14 protein-coding genes are annotated in these 16433 nt (G+C 32.5%); all 14 read left to right on the forward strand.

The window, feature by feature from the left end:
• Positions 1–26: 26 nt before the first annotated feature.
• The 14 genes from B554_RS0109885 to pgi all read left to right on the forward strand — a co-directional run bounded on the left by B554_RS0109885 (position 27) and on the right by pgi (position 16432).
• The gene (locus B554_RS0109885; RefSeq protein ID WP_019457924.1) at positions 27–1607 is read left to right on the forward strand and encodes a hypothetical protein; all 1581 of its coding nucleotides are present in this window, start codon (positions 27–29) and stop codon (positions 1605–1607) included.
• Between the two features lie 31 nt (positions 1608–1638).
• Positions 1639–2799, forward strand: coding sequence for a polysaccharide biosynthesis protein (locus B554_RS0109890; RefSeq protein ID WP_264653700.1), 1161 nt, complete (start codon positions 1639–1641; stop codon positions 2797–2799).
• 49 nt (positions 2800–2848) lie between these two features.
• Positions 2849–3946 (forward strand): hypothetical protein, encoded by a 1098-nt coding sequence (locus tag B554_RS0109895; RefSeq protein ID WP_019457926.1) that lies wholly within the window; start codon positions 2849–2851, stop codon positions 3944–3946.
• A gap of 11 nt (positions 3947–3957) precedes the next feature.
• Positions 3958–4977, forward strand: coding sequence for a glycosyltransferase (locus B554_RS0109900; protein ID WP_019457927.1), 1020 nt, complete (start codon positions 3958–3960; stop codon positions 4975–4977).
• Complete coding sequence (locus tag B554_RS0109905; RefSeq protein WP_019457928.1) at positions 4974–6011, forward strand: polysaccharide biosynthesis protein; 1038 nt, start codon at positions 4974–4976, stop codon at positions 6009–6011. The genes B554_RS0109900 and B554_RS0109905 overlap by 4 nt, the downstream gene beginning before the upstream one ends.
• A 2-nt stretch (positions 6012–6013) precedes the next feature.
• Complete coding sequence (gene wbjC, locus B554_RS0109910) at positions 6014–7123, forward strand: UDP-2-acetamido-2,6-beta-L-arabino-hexul-4-ose reductase (protein WP_019457929.1); 1110 nt, start codon at positions 6014–6016, stop codon at positions 7121–7123.
• 12 nt (positions 7124–7135) lie between these two features.
• Positions 7136–8266, forward strand: coding sequence for a non-hydrolyzing UDP-N-acetylglucosamine 2-epimerase (wecB, locus tag B554_RS0109915; protein WP_025465179.1), 1131 nt, complete (start codon positions 7136–7138; stop codon positions 8264–8266).
• Positions 8267–8276: 10 nt separating this feature from the next.
• Positions 8277–9464, forward strand: a complete 1188-nt coding sequence (locus B554_RS0109920) for a glycosyltransferase family 4 protein (protein ID WP_025465180.1) — start codon at positions 8277–8279, stop codon at positions 9462–9464.
• A 15-nt stretch (positions 9465–9479) separates the two neighbouring features.
• On the forward strand, positions 9480–10418 hold the full coding sequence (locus B554_RS0109925) for an NAD-dependent epimerase/dehydratase family protein (RefSeq protein WP_019457932.1): 939 nt from the start codon (positions 9480–9482) through the stop codon (positions 10416–10418).
• Positions 10419–10437: 19 nt separating this feature from the next.
• Positions 10438–11427, forward strand: a complete 990-nt coding sequence (locus B554_RS0109930) for a glycosyl transferase (RefSeq protein WP_019457933.1) — start codon at positions 10438–10440, stop codon at positions 11425–11427.
• 451 nt (positions 11428–11878) lie between these two features.
• Positions 11879–12499 carry a sugar transferase gene (locus B554_RS0109935; protein ID WP_019457934.1) on the forward strand — a complete coding sequence of 207 codons (621 nt, stop codon included), beginning with the start codon at positions 11879–11881 and terminating at the stop codon, positions 12497–12499.
• Positions 12500–12519: 20 nt separating this feature from the next.
• Positions 12520–13395: a UTP--glucose-1-phosphate uridylyltransferase GalU gene (gene galU, locus B554_RS0109940; RefSeq protein WP_019457935.1), complete on the forward strand. Its 876-nt coding sequence runs from the start codon at positions 12520–12522 to the stop codon at positions 13393–13395.
• Between the two features lie 107 nt (positions 13396–13502).
• Entirely contained in the window at positions 13503–14765 is a 1263-nt protein-coding gene (locus tag B554_RS0109945; RefSeq protein WP_019457936.1) for a nucleotide sugar dehydrogenase, read from the forward strand.
• On the forward strand, positions 14762–16432 hold the full coding sequence (gene pgi / locus B554_RS0109950; RefSeq protein ID WP_019457937.1) for a glucose-6-phosphate isomerase: 1671 nt from the start codon (positions 14762–14764) through the stop codon (positions 16430–16432). Before B554_RS0109945 ends, pgi begins: the two co-directional genes overlap by 4 nt.
• Position 16433: the final 1 nt, after the last annotated feature.

A 16433-nucleotide genomic window follows, 5' to 3' on the forward strand; every position in this document is an offset into this window, starting at 1 on the left:
TTAGTCTAGAAGTAAGGATGTATTTTATGATGAATAAATTGAAAAGAATTATAAGCTATGCTAAGCCATATAAACCAAGCCCAATTGAGCAAGATTTTACTCAACTCAATAATCAATATTGGAAAAATGAAAAAACAGCTGTGGCTGAAAATGGTTATTGCCTAATAGAAGGCCAGATTACTTGTCCAGCAAGTATTATAGATAAAGCAAGAATAGGAAAAGCAATACAAGAGGTTACAGGAGCTAAGCCTGTTGTGTTTTTAAGAGGATTTCATGAGGAAGGAAATGATGTAACACATATTTATAAATCCTTTAATATCAATAATTTTTATATGTGGTGGAAAGGTTTTTTAAATCCTATAATATTTATACCTGCTTTTTTTGCAACCTTAAAAACAGTTGTTTTATATAAAGATGGTAATAAATTAGCTAGTCTTACACATAAGGGTGTGGAGGTCGGTGAGCTTATTTATGATACACTGATTAGATTTAAGCCAAATACGTATACAATAAATAAAATTAAGTTTACACATTATAGATTAATATTTCGAGCATTTTTGACCTTTTATAATAATGAATACTTAATTAAAAAATATAAACCGAAGTATTTAGTTACGAGTCATAATGTTTATGCGGAATTTGGTTTGTTGCCTAGACAATTAAAAAAAGTAAGTAATACAAATGTGATTTTCTTAAAAGACATTTATGCATATAAATGCTATAACTCGTCTATAAGTATAAAAGAGCATTTTCTTAAGCCTTCGATAGAGCTTTTTAATCAAAAATTATCATCACCTGAATATTTGGAAGAAGCTAGAGCTTACGTTGAAAATAGATTTAATGGAAATATTGACCAAATAGATGTCAAAAATGCATTTTTAAACAAAAAAACTTATAGCTTAGATGAGTTAAAAGAAATATTTCCGAAAGTAGACAAGAACAAAAAAAATGTTGTTGTAATGTCTCATGCCTTTTCGGATGCTCCACATGTTGGCGAAGGTTTATTATTTAACGACTATTATGATTTTTTAGTAAAAACCTTAATTAGATTAAATGAAAATACTCAAGTAAATACTTTTGTTAAAGCTCATCCTAGCTCTTATATGTGGAATGAAAAAGGAGCTGTAGAAGAGTTATTAGAAAAATATCGGTTAGAGAATATTTATATATTACCCAACAACTTAAATACTAACTCTATTGTTAACTTTGCAGATTATATCGTTACTGCAAAAGGCACGGCAGGGCTCGAGTTTAGCTGTCTGGGCATACCAGCGGTAACAGCGGGTAAAGGGTATTATTATGGATTTGGCATTACTAAAGAGCCAGATACTGTAGAAGAGTATTATAGTATATTAGATAATATCACTAAAATTGAACGTTTAGATAAAGAAAAAGTAAATAGAGCATTGGTTTTACTTTATATAGTCGCGCAAAGTAGACGTCATTCTAAAATTTTACCAAAAAGCCATATTATGCCAGGTGAGGTTTATTCAGAAGTCTATTTAAACAAGTATAAGGAAATTATTGAGAATTTCAAAAATGGAGAAGCTATGAAAGATAGTTTCTATGATGAAATTAAGAAGGATGTAGTAAATAGCCATGTTTAAAAAAGGGTTAATATATATACTGCTGAATTATATGATTCAATTTTTGAATATTTTATTTAATTTACTATTAATGAAATATTTAAATTCCTATCAGTTAGGCAGCTTAGCTCTTGCTAAAACATGGCAACAGTTTGTAGATTATTCACATTTAGGCGCTAGATTTTCTCTAGATCGTTATATTCCCGTAGCAAAGGATGAAGAAAAAAAATATCTAGTTGCAACAGTGTTGTTTACTACATTTATTGGTGCTTTGTTTGTTTTATTAGTGGCCGTTATATTTAATAAAGCGGATGTTGTGGTTTCGATTCTTACTGCAAGTGGTGTTTTTATTGCAGTGGGAAATATTGTAAAAGCCTATTATCGAGCAACAAATAATTTGACAGAAATGTTGAAGCTGGTCTTTTATAACCAGTTAGTGCCACTTTTAATTTCAATTGCTATATATTTTTATACTTTAGATTTTAATCTGTATCTTATTTCATTACTATCATCTTATTTATTTTTCGCACTTATTTTGTTTTATAGAGAAAGAGAAATTTTTCAATTTATTAAATATGAAAGAGTAAGACATGTAATCAAAGAAATAGCTGTTCCTTCTTTTTTGCTATTTGTAAACTCATTGGTGGTTTTTTTATATTTAGTAATGGATCGATTTTTTATTGACTATTCTAATGGTAGAGAAGAGTTAGGCCATTATAGTATTATATTGTTTGCTTTTAGTGCTTTAATGATTATACCAGCAAGTGTTGCAGAATTGTTGTTTGTAAAAATCATAAAACAAAGTTGTGAATTAGGAAAACGTGTTTTTTGGAAAGAAACTTTTATAACTTTAGGTATTACTCTAGTAGGTGTAATTGTAGCAAATTTTTGTATGGATTATTTTGTAGTTAAATATACTGATTATAGTTTTTTAATTCCTCAAATGCATATGGCAACTTTAGCAGTCATACCTTTTGCATTAACGGCAATTTATTATCATGTGATGAATGGTTTGGATTTAAGAAGGGAGATTGTTGTAGTAAATCTAACTGTCTGTATTGTCTTAATTTTATATTATATGTACCCCCTCTTTTTCAAACATAGCTATAATTTGAATTATTATTTATATGCAAAAATTTGTACTGGATGGTTTATATTTTTAGGATATGTATTTTTTATATTAATGGCTAGGAAAAAGTTGATTAGTTTTTAATTGCCAAGAGTGTTATGAAACTAATTTTTATTATTTGGAGCGAATATATATGAGAGTGTTTCTTAAAGAATTAAAAGAAGATATTCTTTTGTATTTGGCTTTATTTCTACTTTTTTCTAACTATATGCTTTTTACAGCATTTGACTGGGGGGGGGAAGATGCCTTTAATTTATTGAAAAATAGTGTAAGGATGGTTTGCCTGTTCTTATTGCTTTTATATATGGGGCAAATTGGTAAAATTAAATATTCAATTTTATTTAGTATTTTATTAGTACTTGTTTTTTATATTATTAATGGGAATGATATTTTACTTAATATTTTTTTTCTATTAATTATTTTTTCATGTTTGTCTCGAGTTAAATTAAATAATATTGTTGTTTTTACTTTCTTTAGTTATGTTATTTATTTTTTTCTACATAATATTTTTATATTTACGGGAATCTTGGAAAATTCTATTTCTTCATTTGATGAGCGTGTAAGAAATTCTTATGGCTTTTCAAATGCTAATAGATTAGGTGTTTTTTATTTTTATTTTTTTATGTTAAATTTTTATATGATTGCTCATAACGGTAAAGATTTTTATAAAAAAATTATTTTTTATTTTTTTGCTATCAGCTCTATAATTTATATTCAACTTTCAGATGCTCGTACTTCATTGTTTTTATGCATATTGATTGTATTTCTTTGGCAAATTTCTAAATTAGATTTATTTTATAAACTTCAGCGTTTTAGTCTGAATTTTATTATTATTTTTTCAGCTGGCGTTAGTTTTTATTTAGCTTCAAATGCTGGGGGTGGTTTTAATGAAGTTCTTAGTTATAGACCAGCTTTTTTTAAGCAGTATACAGATCTTTTGTTTGAAAATAATATGAGTATTATCTTTGGTGTTCCTTTGAGTGAAGATATCACTGTAGATAATAGTTATATTATTTTTTCAGGAGCAATAGGAATTGTTCTTTCTTTTATTATTTACTTTTTTTCACCATTTATTTCCTATAAAAAATATATACCTCGTGCATATGTAATTATGATTATTACTTCACTGTTATATGGAGTATTCGAAAGTAACCTGTTGCGTGTCGAAATGTTAGCACCAATATTTATTTTATTTTGCTTATTTTTTGGTAAAAAAGAAAATTTTTCTTGATAGGATAGTACATGATTTTACTTGATGCAGTTTATATAAATGATAGTGGTGGTCTAGTACTACTTAATTATTTAATTGGAATTGTTCAAGAAAGAAAACTTAATATTTTTTATTTATTGGATAGTCGTACAGAAGATTATTTTAATGATATAGATCAAGAGAGAGTAAGATTTATAAAAAACTCTCATACGGAGCGTTTAAAGTTTTATTCTGAAAATAAAGATAAATTTCAGTCTGTTTTGTGTTTTGGAAATGTTCCTCCACCATTGCGATTGAAAGCTAAAGTTTTTGTTTATTTCCATCAAAAGCTTTTTTTAGAAATTCCTAATGGATTTAGTTTAAAAGACAAGTTGGTTTATAAAATAAAACAGTTATATTTAAACTTTTACAAAAAAAATTGTGATAAATGGTTAGTACAAAGTAAATTGATGCAAAAACAGTTTGCAGAAAAATATCTGAATAAAAAATTAAGTAATATTTATGTATTGCCTTTTTATCCCCCATTGAATATAGACGTTGTAAAACCTTTACGTAATCAGGGTTCTTTTATTTATGTGAGTAATAGTGGACCACATAAAAATCATGAAAATTTAATACATGCGTTTTGTGAAGCTTACGATATAACTAAATCAGGCTCTTTAACGCTTACTGTTCCAAAACATGATGTTATTTTGAATAATTTAATTAGTGAGAAAGTCGAGCTAGGCTATCCTATTTTAAATGTGGGTTTTATAGATAGAGAACAGTTGGGGCAAATATATTCGTCTTCTGAATATTTAATTTTTCCTTCTTTGTCTGAAAGTTTTGGTTTGGGCCTTGTAGAAGGAATAGATGGGGGATGTAAGATTATTGTTTCAGATCTACCTTATGCTTATGAGGTGTGTAAACCTTCTTTGACTTTCAATCCTTATACTAAAGAAAGTATCAAAATTGCTATAATTCAGGCAATGAATGAGAAGTTAACAGATTCGGAAAAAACAATTTCCAATGATATTGATCGTTTAATTTTACTTTTATCGGATAACATATGAGTTTTAAAGGAAAAACATTATTAATCACTGGTGGTACAGGATCTTTTGGTAACGCTGTTTTAAAACGTTTTTTAGAAACAGATATTAAAGAAATCCGTATCTTTAGTCGCGATGAAAAAAAGCAAGATGATATGCGTAAGAAATATCATTCAGCAAAGCTAAAATTTTATATAGGTGATGTACGCGACTATAACAGTATTTTAAATGCGACCCGTGGTGTTGATTATATTTATCATGCAGCAGCTTTAAAGCAAGTTCCATCATGTGAGTTTCACCCGATGGAAGCTGTAAAGACTAATGTGTTGGGTACGGAAAATGTACTTGAAGCGGCCATTCAAAACCATGTTAAGCGTGTCGTATGTTTAAGCACAGATAAAGCAGTTTATCCAATCAATGCCATGGGTATTTCTAAAGCCATGATGGAAAAAGTTATGGTCGCAAAGTCACGTAACCTTGAGGGTTTAAATACGGTTATTTGTGGCACTCGTTATGGTAATGTGATGGCATCACGTGGTTCAGTAATTCCTTTATTCGTTGATCAAATTCGTCAGGGTAAACCTCTTACGATTACTGATCCGAATATGACTCGTTTTATGATGACTTTAGAAGATGCGGTAGACTTAGTTCTCTATGCTTTCGAGCATGGTGAAAATGGGGATATCTTTGTACAAAAAGCTCCTGCAGCTACAATTGCAGTATTAGCTGAAGCATTAAAACAGTTACTAAACGTTGAAGATCATCCTATTTCTATTATGGGTACCCGTCATGGTGAAAAAGCTTTTGAAGCTTTATTAAGCCGCGAAGAAATGGTGCATGCTTTTGATCAAGGCGATTATTTCCGCGTACCGGCAGACCAACGCGATTTGAATTATGAAAAGTATGTAGAAGATGGTGATTTAAAAATTACTGAATTTGAAGATTACAACTCGCATAATACTACTCGTCTAGATGTAGAGGGTATGAAACAATTATTGCTTAAACTAGATTTTGTTCGCGCATTAACAAGAGGCGAATACATTTCACCAGAGGCGTAAGCATGAGAGTTTTAGTTACCGGTTCTAATGGATTTATTGCAAAAAACCTTATTCAGTTTTTATCAGAAAAACCTGAAGTTGAGATTTTGAAAACTCATCGTGAAACAACAGATCAAGAGTTTGAGCAAGCAGTTCTCGCTTCGGATTGGATAGTGCATTTAGCGGGCGTGAATCGTCCTTTAAATGAAGAAGAGTTTGCTGAAGGTAATACCAGCTTAACTGAAAAAATCTGCCAGATTTTGCAGCAAGCAAATAAGAAAACTCCTGTTATTTTATCGTCTTCTATTCAGGTTGAACGTGATAATCCTTATGGTAAAAGTAAACTAGGTGGAGAGCAGGCTCTGGTAGCTCTCAATCAATCACAAGGTAATCCTGTTCATATTTGCCGTTTAGCTAATGTTTTTGGTAAGTGGTCACGTCCTAACTACAATTCAGCTGTTGCAACTTTTTGCTATAACGTGGCAAATGACTTACCGCTACAAATTCATGATGAAAATGCTTTGATTCGTCTTGTGTATATCGACGATGTAGTTGAAACATTCTGGAATATTATAAATGGTCAGCAGGTTGAGCAAGTTTTCCAAGTTGAACCTGAATATCAAATTACAGTAGGTGATTTGGCTAAAGTTTTAAATGGTTTTAAGGCATCTCGCGATACGCTTATCACAGATCGTGTAGGGATAGGTTTAACTCGCGCACTCTATTCAACATATTTAAGCTTTTTAAAGCCAGAGCAATTTGACTACAGTGTTCCAAAATATGGTGATGCTCGTGGCGTATTTGTTGAAATGCTAAAAACACCAGATGCAGGCCAATTTTCTTACTTTACTGCTCATCCGGGTATTACTCGTGGTGGACACTATCACCATACGAAAACTGAAAAGTTTCTTGTTATTAAAGGTAAGGCACTATTTAAGTTTAAGCATGTTGTGACAGGTGAGTTTTATGAACTTGAAACACATGGTGATGAACCAAGAATTGTAGAAACAGTGCCAGGCTGGACACATGATATTACTAACATTGGTGATGAAGAGATGGTAGTAATGCTATGGGCAAATGAAATCTTTGATCGTAATAAGCCAGATACTTATGCGATGCCAATAACAAATTAAGAGTAAAGAGTAGTGAAAAAGTTAAAATTAATGACAGTGGTGGGCACACGTCCAGAAATTATCCGTTTGTCTCGCGTAATGGCTGCGTGTGATGAATATTTTGATCATGTTATTGTTCATACCGGTCAAAACTATGACTATGAATTAAATGAAATTTTCTTTACTGATTTGGGTATCCGTAAACCTGACCATTTCTTAAATGCAGCTGGTGCTACAGGTGCAGAAACGATTGGTAATGTCATTATTGCAGTTGATAAGATTCTAGATGAAGTACAACCTGAAGCTTTACTTGTTTTAGGTGATACTAACAGCTGTATGGCAGTATTACCTGCAAAACGCCGCAAGATTCCAACTTTCCACATGGAAGCTGGAAACCGTTGTTTTGATATGCGCGTTCCTGAAGAAATTAATCGTCGAATCGTTGACCATACTGCTGATATTAACTTAACGTACAGTACGATTGCACGTGACTATTTGTTGGCTGAGGGATTACCTGCTGATTTAGTAATTAAAACAGGTAGCCCAATGTTTGAAGTACTTCATCACTACAAAGCAAAAATTGAAGCTTCTGATGTACTTGAACGCTTGAATTTAAAAGAGCATGAATATTTTATTGTGAGTGCTCATCGTGAAGAAAACATTAATTCAGATCAGAATTTCCTAGATTTGGTAGAAATGTTAAATGCAGTTGCAGAGAAGTATAAATATCCGGTAATTGTTTCTACACACCCTCGTACCCGTAAGCGTATCGAACAATTAAATGTTGAATTTCATCCTTTAATTCAACTATTAAAGCCACTTGGTTTTAGTGATTACAATAAGTTACAGCTTTCTGCAAAGGCTGCATTGTCTGATAGCGGAACGATTAATGAAGAATCATCAATTCTAAACTTCCCTGCACTTAACTTACGTCAAGCACATGAGCGCCCAGAAGGAATGGAAGAAGCTGCTGTAATGATGGTGGGCTTAAAAGCGGAACGTATTTTACAAGGTTTGGCAATTCTAGAAGGTCAGACTAGAGGTGAAGATCGTCTTTTACGTCTAGTTGAAGACTATAGTATGCCAAACGTAAGTGACAAAGTTGTGCGTATCATTATGAGCTACACAGATTATATAAATCGAGTGATTTGGAAAAAGTATTGAGGTTTAAGAAGTGAAGAAGAAGGTCTATTTAATCACAGAATATTATCACCCATATCAAAATACGACAGGTTACTTGTTAGGAAAGTTGTATGACACGTTGAATGTACAAAGTGATATAGACCTTGTTCTTATTGCAAAAGAGGATACGAATTGTCCTCAGTATGCAAATGCACATTTTATTAAAGCTAAAAAGCCTAATAAAGCGAGTTTGTTTAAAAGATTTTTATATGAGTTAGTTATTGCTTTTAGTTTCTTAACTAAAACTTTGAAAGTAGTGAAAAAAAATAGTATTGTTTTTACAGGTACGACTCCTATTTTGCTCCTTTTTGTTTTATTCATTATTAAAAAGTTTCTAAATTTTAAATGGATATTGTTAGTTCATGATGTTTTTCCAGAAAATTTGGCAGCGGCTAAAATTTTAAAAAATGATCATTTTTTATTTAAAATATTAAAAAGTTTATTTGATAGGATTTATGCAAGTGCTGATGAGGTCATTGTTATTGGCAAAGACATGAAAGAATTAGTGCATCAAAAAACGAATCAAAATAACAATATTACTGTAGTGCAGAACTGGATTGACTCTTCGGATATTGGTACAGAACTTAAAACTGATAACCGAATTTTAAAAGAATTGAATTGGCTTGATAGTGAAACTACGATTTTTCAATTCTTCGGAAATATTGGCCGTGTTCAAGGTGTGGAAAATATTCTGCATGCGATTCAGAAAATGGAATATGCACATTTGGCAAAATTCATTTTTATTGGTGATGGTGCATACGTGGCTCGTCTTAAAGAGCAAATTCATTCTTTAGGATCTCAAAATATTCTTTACTATGGATCTTTAGATCAGAAAGAAAAAACGACGGGTTTAAATGCGTGTGATGTTGCATTAATTACATTGGCTGATGGAATGTTAGGTTTAGGTGTTCCAAGTAAATCTTATTTTTCTATGGCAGCTGATAAACCTTTACTCGCGATTATGGATAATGGGTCAGAAGTTGCAGATATGATTAATACACACCATATTGGTTGGGTGGTTCCACCTAATAATGAAGATTTGTTGGCTAAACAACTTGATCAAATTGTGTTAGCAAAACATCAATATTCGTTTAATTCATCAAGAAAAATACTTAATGAATTTTATTCAGAAAGAGTAGCAATGGATAAAATTCTAAAAATTATTAGAAAACTTTCTTAAGACTGTACTTTAAAAATGAAGATATTAATTACAGGAAGTAACGGTTTTGTGGGCTCACATTTATGTGAGTATTTTTCGACAATTCCCGAATATAGAGTTCTTGCTCAAATTCGGGAAAAAACACAAAACTTAAGTACGTCCCTTAAGACTATCATTTTTGATTTGAATGATGATCTAACTAATCTTGATTTAGGTTCAGTAGATGTTATCGTGCATTGTGCTGGACGTGCTCATATTATGAAAGAAGTAGAGAGTGATCCACTTTTCCTCTATAGACAGGTAAATGTAGAAGGTACACTTAATTTAGCAAAAAAAGCAGCTAAAGCTGGCGTGAAACGTTTTATCTTTATGAGTAGTATAAAGGTAAATGGTGAAGTAACTACCAATAAGCTGTTTACACCAAATGAAAGTGTTTCAAATCTTCAAGATCCTTATGGATTATCAAAATTTGAAGCTGAGCAAGCTTTATTAAATTTGGCTCAAAACGTTAAAATGGATGTAGTTATTATTCGTCCTGTATTAATTTATGGCCCAAATGTTAAGGCAAACTTTAAGAGTATGGTAAATCTGGCAGCAAAAGGAGTTCCTTTACCCGTTGGCTGTCTTGATAATAAAAGAAGTATGGTGAGTATTTATAATTTAATTGATTTTATCCATACTTGTTTATTACATCCTTTAGCAAAAAATCAAATTTTCTTGATAAGTGATCAAGATGATATAACAGTTAAAGAATTATTTAAGAAGCTAGCTAAAGTTCAAGGTAAAAAGCTTATCGCTTTACCTGTACCTAAAGTACTGATTAACTTTGTAGCTAAACTTTTTAATAAAGATGCTATTGCCTTACGGCTTTGTTCGCCATTAGTGGTTGATACATCAAAGAATGTAGAATTATTGGGTTGGAAAGCACCTTATAGTGTTGATGACTGCTTAAATTTAATGTTTAAAAAAAATTAACGCTAGTATGAATATCGTGATGCCTCTCATTCTTTTTTTTATTCTTTCTTTTACTTTGACTTATTGTGTTCGCAAATATGCCTTAAGAAAAAATATTATTGATTTACCTAATTTTAGAAGCTCACATGTTGCACCAACACCGCGTGGTGGTGGTTTAGCAATAGTTTTAACTTTTATGTTAGCGTTGTTCTATTGTTTTATAAATCAATTGATAAGTTTTAATGAATTCTTCGTTATAGGTGGAGGATGTTTAGGCATTGCTATTCTCGGTTTCTGTGATGATCATACCCATATCAACTCTATGCTTCGTTTAACTATTCATTTTATTGCTGCAATTTTTATAGTGTTTAATTTGAGAAATCTCAATCAAGTTATTGTTTTTAATGGTTTAAATTTAGGTTTTTTTACCAATATTTTGGCCGTCTTATTTCTTGTCTGGATGTTAAATTTATATAATTTTATGGATGGTATTAATGGCATCGCAAGTATTGAAGCAATATCTGTAGGAGTAAATTTAGCTTTGCTTTATGGCTGGTATGGTTCTAATAATTTTATATTGCTTGTGATAGCTTCTATAGTGAGTGGTTTTCTATTTTGGAATTTTCCAAAAGCAAAAATTTTTATGGGAGATGTAGGCAGTAGTTTTTTAGGATTTTTATTCGCAGTTCTTGCTTTATATGCATTAAAAATAGATTTTAATTTATTTCTGGCTTGGATTATCTGTCTAGGAATTTTTATTGTAGATGCTACATTTACACTCGTGAGACGTATCTTTCGAGGTGAAAAAATCTATCAGGCACACCGAAGTCATGCGTATCAATACGCAGCTATATATTTTTCTAGTCATAGAGTTGTGTCGTTAGCAGTTTTATTAATTAATTTTGTTTGGTTAATGCCTTGCGCATTTTTAGTAATAAATAAAAATATATCTCCATTCTTGGGTTTAATAATTGCTTACCTCCCCCTCATACTTCTAGCTTTATATTTTAAAGCTGGGAAACCAGAATAAAAAATTTAATTTTCATATAAATATATAAATTTCTCTAAAATGGTATAAATATTCCCTTTAGTTTTTCTAAATTCATTGATTAACTTAGTCTCTAAGACCTGAAGAGAAATGTTTATTTTTGTTTTGAAATTGATGCAGAACTAAAATCTAAAACATGAAAACCATAATTTTATAGTTGATACTGAAGAGATGAAATGTTTCAAAATATTTTAAATATCAATATTTTATTTATTTTTTAAAGTCAAAAAGTTATAGTTATTTAGTAAGGTAGATGGATGAGTTTTTAGATAACAAATAAGTAATATTGAAGTACGATTTATAGCAGGGTAAAAGTTACGTCATCCAATCTATGGTAGTATGCTCTGCATAAATCGTCTTGAGAGAGACAAATGCTAAATAAAGCATATTTTTTAGTTTTCTTTGTAAATCAATTGAAAATAAGAGTGAATACATGATGAAACGGATAGTTGACATCGTAATTTCCTTAACCGCATTAATCATTTTGTCCCCAATCTTTTTTTGGGTAGCATATAAGGTTCGTAAAAATTTAGGTTCTCCAGTTCTCTTTTATCAAGAAAGACCGGGGAAAGACGGAAAATTATTTAAAATGATTAAATTCCGTTCTATGAAGGATGCGTTCGATTCTGAAGGTAATCCCTTACCAGATGAAGAAAGAATTACCCCATTTGGGCATAAGTTGCGTTCTACTACTTTGGATGAAATGCCGCAACTCATTAATGTCTTGAAGGGTGATATGAGTATTGTTGGTCCTCGACCTCAATTAGCAGATTTTTTAGAACATTATACTTCCCGACAAATGCGTCGCCATGATGTTAGACCTGGAATGACAGGCCTTGCTCAGATCAGCGGAAGAAATAACTTAAGTTGGGAAGAAAAATTTGAGCTTGATATTGAATATGTTGAAACACATAATCTATCTCTAGATTTTAAGATTATGGCGAGAACAGTTTTAGTTATGCTGAAAAAAGAAGGGATTAATGCACCAGATCAATTAGTTGGCGCGAGTCGTTTTTCTGGTTCAGTGCGTGATGAAGATAAAGCAAGTTTATAAAATATTAAGTAGTTACCCACATGATTAAAAAGGCAGTTTTACCTGTAGCTGGATTAGGTACACGTTTTTTACCGGCAAGTAAGTCAATTCCTAAAGAAATGGTAACAGTCGTTGATCGTCCTGCGATTGAATATGTAGTGCGTGAAGCTGTAGAGGCTGGAATTGAGCAAATTATTTTAGTAACCCATTCATCTAAAGCATCAATTGAAAATTATTTTGATAGAAACTTTGAACTTGAAACGACGTTAGAGCAAAAGAAAAAGTTTGATTTGCTTGATGAAATTACCCAGATTATACCATCCCATGTGAGTGTAGTAAGTGTAAGACAGCCTCAACCTTTGGGCTTGGGGCATGCTGTTTTATGCGCAAAAAGTATTATAGGCCAAGATGATTTTGCCGTGTTATTACCAGATGTATTGGTCAAAGATGGTTCAGGAAAAAATGATCTATCTCGTATGATTTCTCGTTATGAAGCAAGCCAAGCTGCTCAAATCATGGTTGAAGCAGTACCAGATCATTTAGTAGATCAATATGGAATTGTTGACGTTCAGCAGAGTCCAAATGAAGGTGAAAGTATTGTCATGCAGGGTATTGTCGAAAAGCCTGCTGTCGGCTCTGCACCTTCTAATTTATCTGTAGTCGGACGTTATATTTTGCCAGCTAAAATTATGCAGCTTTTAGAAAATACACCGAAAGGTGCTGGCAATGAAATTCAATTAACTGATGCTATTGCGATGCTTCAAAGAACAGATACAGTTGAAGCATATCGTATGCAAGGTCAAACTTTTGACTGTGGCAGTAAACTTGGTTATTTGAAAGCTGTACTACATTATGGCGTTACACATCCTAAATTGGGATTGGAATTTAAACATTTGATTCAAGAACTTAAACTATAAAGTTTTGTAGCTCTGCTTAAGTATTTGTAAAAACTGCTGAATATGGTAGCAGAGCAGTATATTCTTTTGCTGTAAAAAGAATAGAAATTTATAAAATCAGGTGTGCAATGAAAATCGCAGTATTTGGAACAACGTTACATGCCGGTGTTATGGCGGCATTATTGGCTGAATATGGTAATCAAATTTATTGGTGTACCTGTGTAAGTTGTGAAGAAGATATTTCTATCCTTTCTTATCAAGATCAAGAAGTAAATAATTATTTAAATAAACAAAGAAAGGCAGGGTTTTTAAAAGAAAGTGCTTTTTCTGAGATTCCTTTAGATATTGAAGTTTATTTATTTTGTTTTAGTCCAACACAAATTGAGCTTGCTTTAAAAACAGTTGAGAAGTTAAGCGAGCGACCTATTGTTCATCCTCGATTAATGATTAATGGCTCGACCTTTGGGTTACATGGTACAGAAAAACTTAAACAACATTTACCAAAAGATGAATGGGTTTACTTTCCTGATGTAATTCAGGAGGGGAATGCAATTAATAGTGTTTTGAATGTAAAACATGTGATTGTTGGTGTTGAATCTAGGGATGCAAGTGAAACCATGCAAGAATTATTGCGCCCTTTTTTCCAATTTAGTTATCAATATTTATTTATGCCCATTTTAGATGCGGAGTTTACCAAACTTAGTATCTCGGGCATGTTGGCTACCCGCATTAGTTATATGAATGACTTAGCAATGGTTGCTGAAAAGTTAGGTATTGATATCGCCAATGTAAAACATGGTATTGCTGCTGATACGCGTATTGGTGCTGCTTATTTATCGCCGGGTGTGGGATTTGGTGGTGAGAATTTTTCGCATGATATTTTAACCCTTTCGAGTACCGTATCTGAAACGGGAACAAAAAGCCGTCTCTTAGAACAGGTTTGGGCGATTAACGAGCAGCAGAAAGAGATTTTATTCCGTAAGTTATGGAATTATTATCACTGTAGTCTAAATGGTAAAACGGTTGCGATTTGGGGAGCTTCTTTTAAAGAGAATACCTCAAATATACATAATTCACCGATTCATATTTTATTAGCTGCGCTATGGGCACAAGGTGTAATAGTACGTTTACATGATCCTCAGGCTTTAGATGAAATAGCTGCAACTTATGGGGCTCGTGAAGATTTAATTTTATGCACTAATCAATATGAAGCGGTGCAAGGTGCTCATGCATTGTGTCTAGTCACGGCATGGAAGCAATATTGGAGTCCTGACTTTAAGCAACTACAACAATTAATGAAACATCCTTTAATTTTAGATGGTCGTAATATTTATGATCCAGCATATGTCAAAGCCAGAGGTTTTGCTTATGAAGGAGTAGGTCGCTTATGAGTAAATCAATTGAACAATTTCCAAAGGAATTAGTCTCGCCTCTAGCTCATCTTCGAACTTTAGCTGAAGAAAACTCAAAATTACATATCAAAGAGTTATTTGCTTTAGAACCAGATCGATTTCAAAATTATTCTGTAAAATTTGATCAGTTATTCTTCGATTATAGTAAGCACCGCGTAACCAAAGATATTCTGGGACACCTAGTAGCTCTTGCGAAGAGTAAAAATTTAACCGGATGGCTTAATCGTCTTTTTTCACAAGATAAAATTAACTGTACAGAACAACGTGAGGCAATGCACTGGGCATTGCGTTTACCAGCTGATTATTCAAAGTTTCCAGATTTAACAGAACAAGTTCATAGCCAGTTAGAACGTATGTATGCCTTGGTGGAAAAAATCCATGCTGGACAATATCGTGGTGCTACTGGCGAAGTCATTCAAGATGTTGTCAATATTGGAGTGGGGGGATCTGATTTAGGACCTCAAATGGTGACTCATGCTTTGTCTGATTTTAAAGTAAAAACAGCCAAGCCACTCAATGTTCATTTTGTATCAACTATGGATGGCAGTCAGTTATCAGAATTACTTCATCAACTACGTCCGGAAACAACCTTATTTATTATTTCTTCAAAATCTTTTGGAACGATTGATACTTTATCCAATGCCCAAACAGTGCGTCAGTGGTTAGAAAAAACGTTAGGGAAACACGCCCGCGTATCAAAAAGCCATTTTATTGGTGTGTCCACAAAAGCTGACAAAATGTCTGAATGGGGTATTGCGCCTGAAAATCAATTATTGCTGTGGGATTGGGTAGGTGGCCGCTATTCACTATGGTCTTGTATTGGTTTACCTATTGCTTTGACGATTGGTATTGAGGGGTTTAAGCAATTTTTAGCAGGAGCACACGCCGTCGATGAGCATTTTCAAAATACGAGTTTTGATCAAAATATTCCAGTTTTGATGGCACTCTTAGGAATTTGGAATAATAATTTCTTAAATATTCAGACCCATGCAGTCTTACCTTATGATGGGCGTTTAAAATATTTTGCAGCCTATTTACAACAACTCGAAATGGAATCTAACGGTAAATCGGTACAACGTAATGGTCAAAAAGTCGAATTAGATACTTGCCCAATTGTATGGGGGGAAGTCGGCCCAAATGCCCAACATGCATTCTATCAATTGCTACATCAAGGCTCCCAAGCAGTCAGCTGTGATTTTATAGCACCGATCCAACGTTATAATGCAGATCACTTTACCTATGCTGAAAATGCCGAAGCTTTGATTGAGCAACATCATCTTGCTCTCTCTAATTGCTTGGCGCAATCACGCTTATTAGGCTTTGGGAATGATGCTTTAGACCTGACTGAATTGGAGAATTTACCAATTTATAAGCAATATGAGGGTAATCAGCCAAGTTCTACCTTATTATTAAAAGAACTTAATCCGTATAATTTAGGAATATTGATTGCTTTATACGAACATAAAGTTTTTGTGCAGTCAGTGATTTGGAATATTAATCCATTTGATCAATGGGGAGTTGAGAAAGGTAAACAAATTGCTGATCAGTTACTTCCGATTTTAAACGGTATTCAAAATGACCTTTCAACACTTGATGCTTCAACACGTGGATTAATTAAAATATTATTAGGAAAAGTAGATGGCTAAG

This window comes from Acinetobacter sp. GG2 (genome assembly GCF_000292385.1).
Classification (GTDB): Bacteria; Pseudomonadota; Gammaproteobacteria; order Pseudomonadales; family Moraxellaceae; genus Acinetobacter; species Acinetobacter seifertii.

Bases quoted from the DNA above. Each gene is read 5' to 3' on its own strand.
- B554_RS0109885 (WP_019457924.1), top strand. From the start codon at position 27: ATGATGAATAAATTGAAAAGAATTATAAGCTATGCTAAGCCATATAAA.
- B554_RS0109890 (WP_264653700.1), top strand. From the start codon at position 1,639: ATGATTCAATTTTTGAATATTTTATTTAATTTACTATTAATGAAATAT.
- B554_RS0109895 (WP_019457926.1), top strand. From the start codon at position 2,849: ATGAGAGTGTTTCTTAAAGAATTAAAAGAAGATATTCTTTTGTATTTG.
- B554_RS0109900 (WP_019457927.1), top strand. From the start codon at position 3,958: ATGATTTTACTTGATGCAGTTTATATAAATGATAGTGGTGGTCTAGTA.
- B554_RS0109905 (WP_019457928.1), top strand. From the start codon at position 4,974: ATGAGTTTTAAAGGAAAAACATTATTAATCACTGGTGGTACAGGATCT.
- wbjC (WP_019457929.1), top strand. From the start codon at position 6,014: ATGAGAGTTTTAGTTACCGGTTCTAATGGATTTATTGCAAAAAACCTT.
- B554_RS0109925 (WP_019457932.1), top strand. From the start codon at position 9,480: ATGAAGATATTAATTACAGGAAGTAACGGTTTTGTGGGCTCACATTTA.
- B554_RS0109930 (WP_019457933.1), top strand. From the start codon at position 10,438: ATGCCTCTCATTCTTTTTTTTATTCTTTCTTTTACTTTGACTTATTGT.
- B554_RS0109935 (WP_019457934.1), top strand. From the start codon at position 11,879: ATGATGAAACGGATAGTTGACATCGTAATTTCCTTAACCGCATTAATC.
- galU (WP_019457935.1), top strand. From the start codon at position 12,520: ATGATTAAAAAGGCAGTTTTACCTGTAGCTGGATTAGGTACACGTTTT.
- B554_RS0109945 (WP_019457936.1), top strand. From the start codon at position 13,503: ATGAAAATCGCAGTATTTGGAACAACGTTACATGCCGGTGTTATGGCG.
- pgi (WP_019457937.1), top strand. From the start codon at position 14,762: ATGAGTAAATCAATTGAACAATTTCCAAAGGAATTAGTCTCGCCTCTA.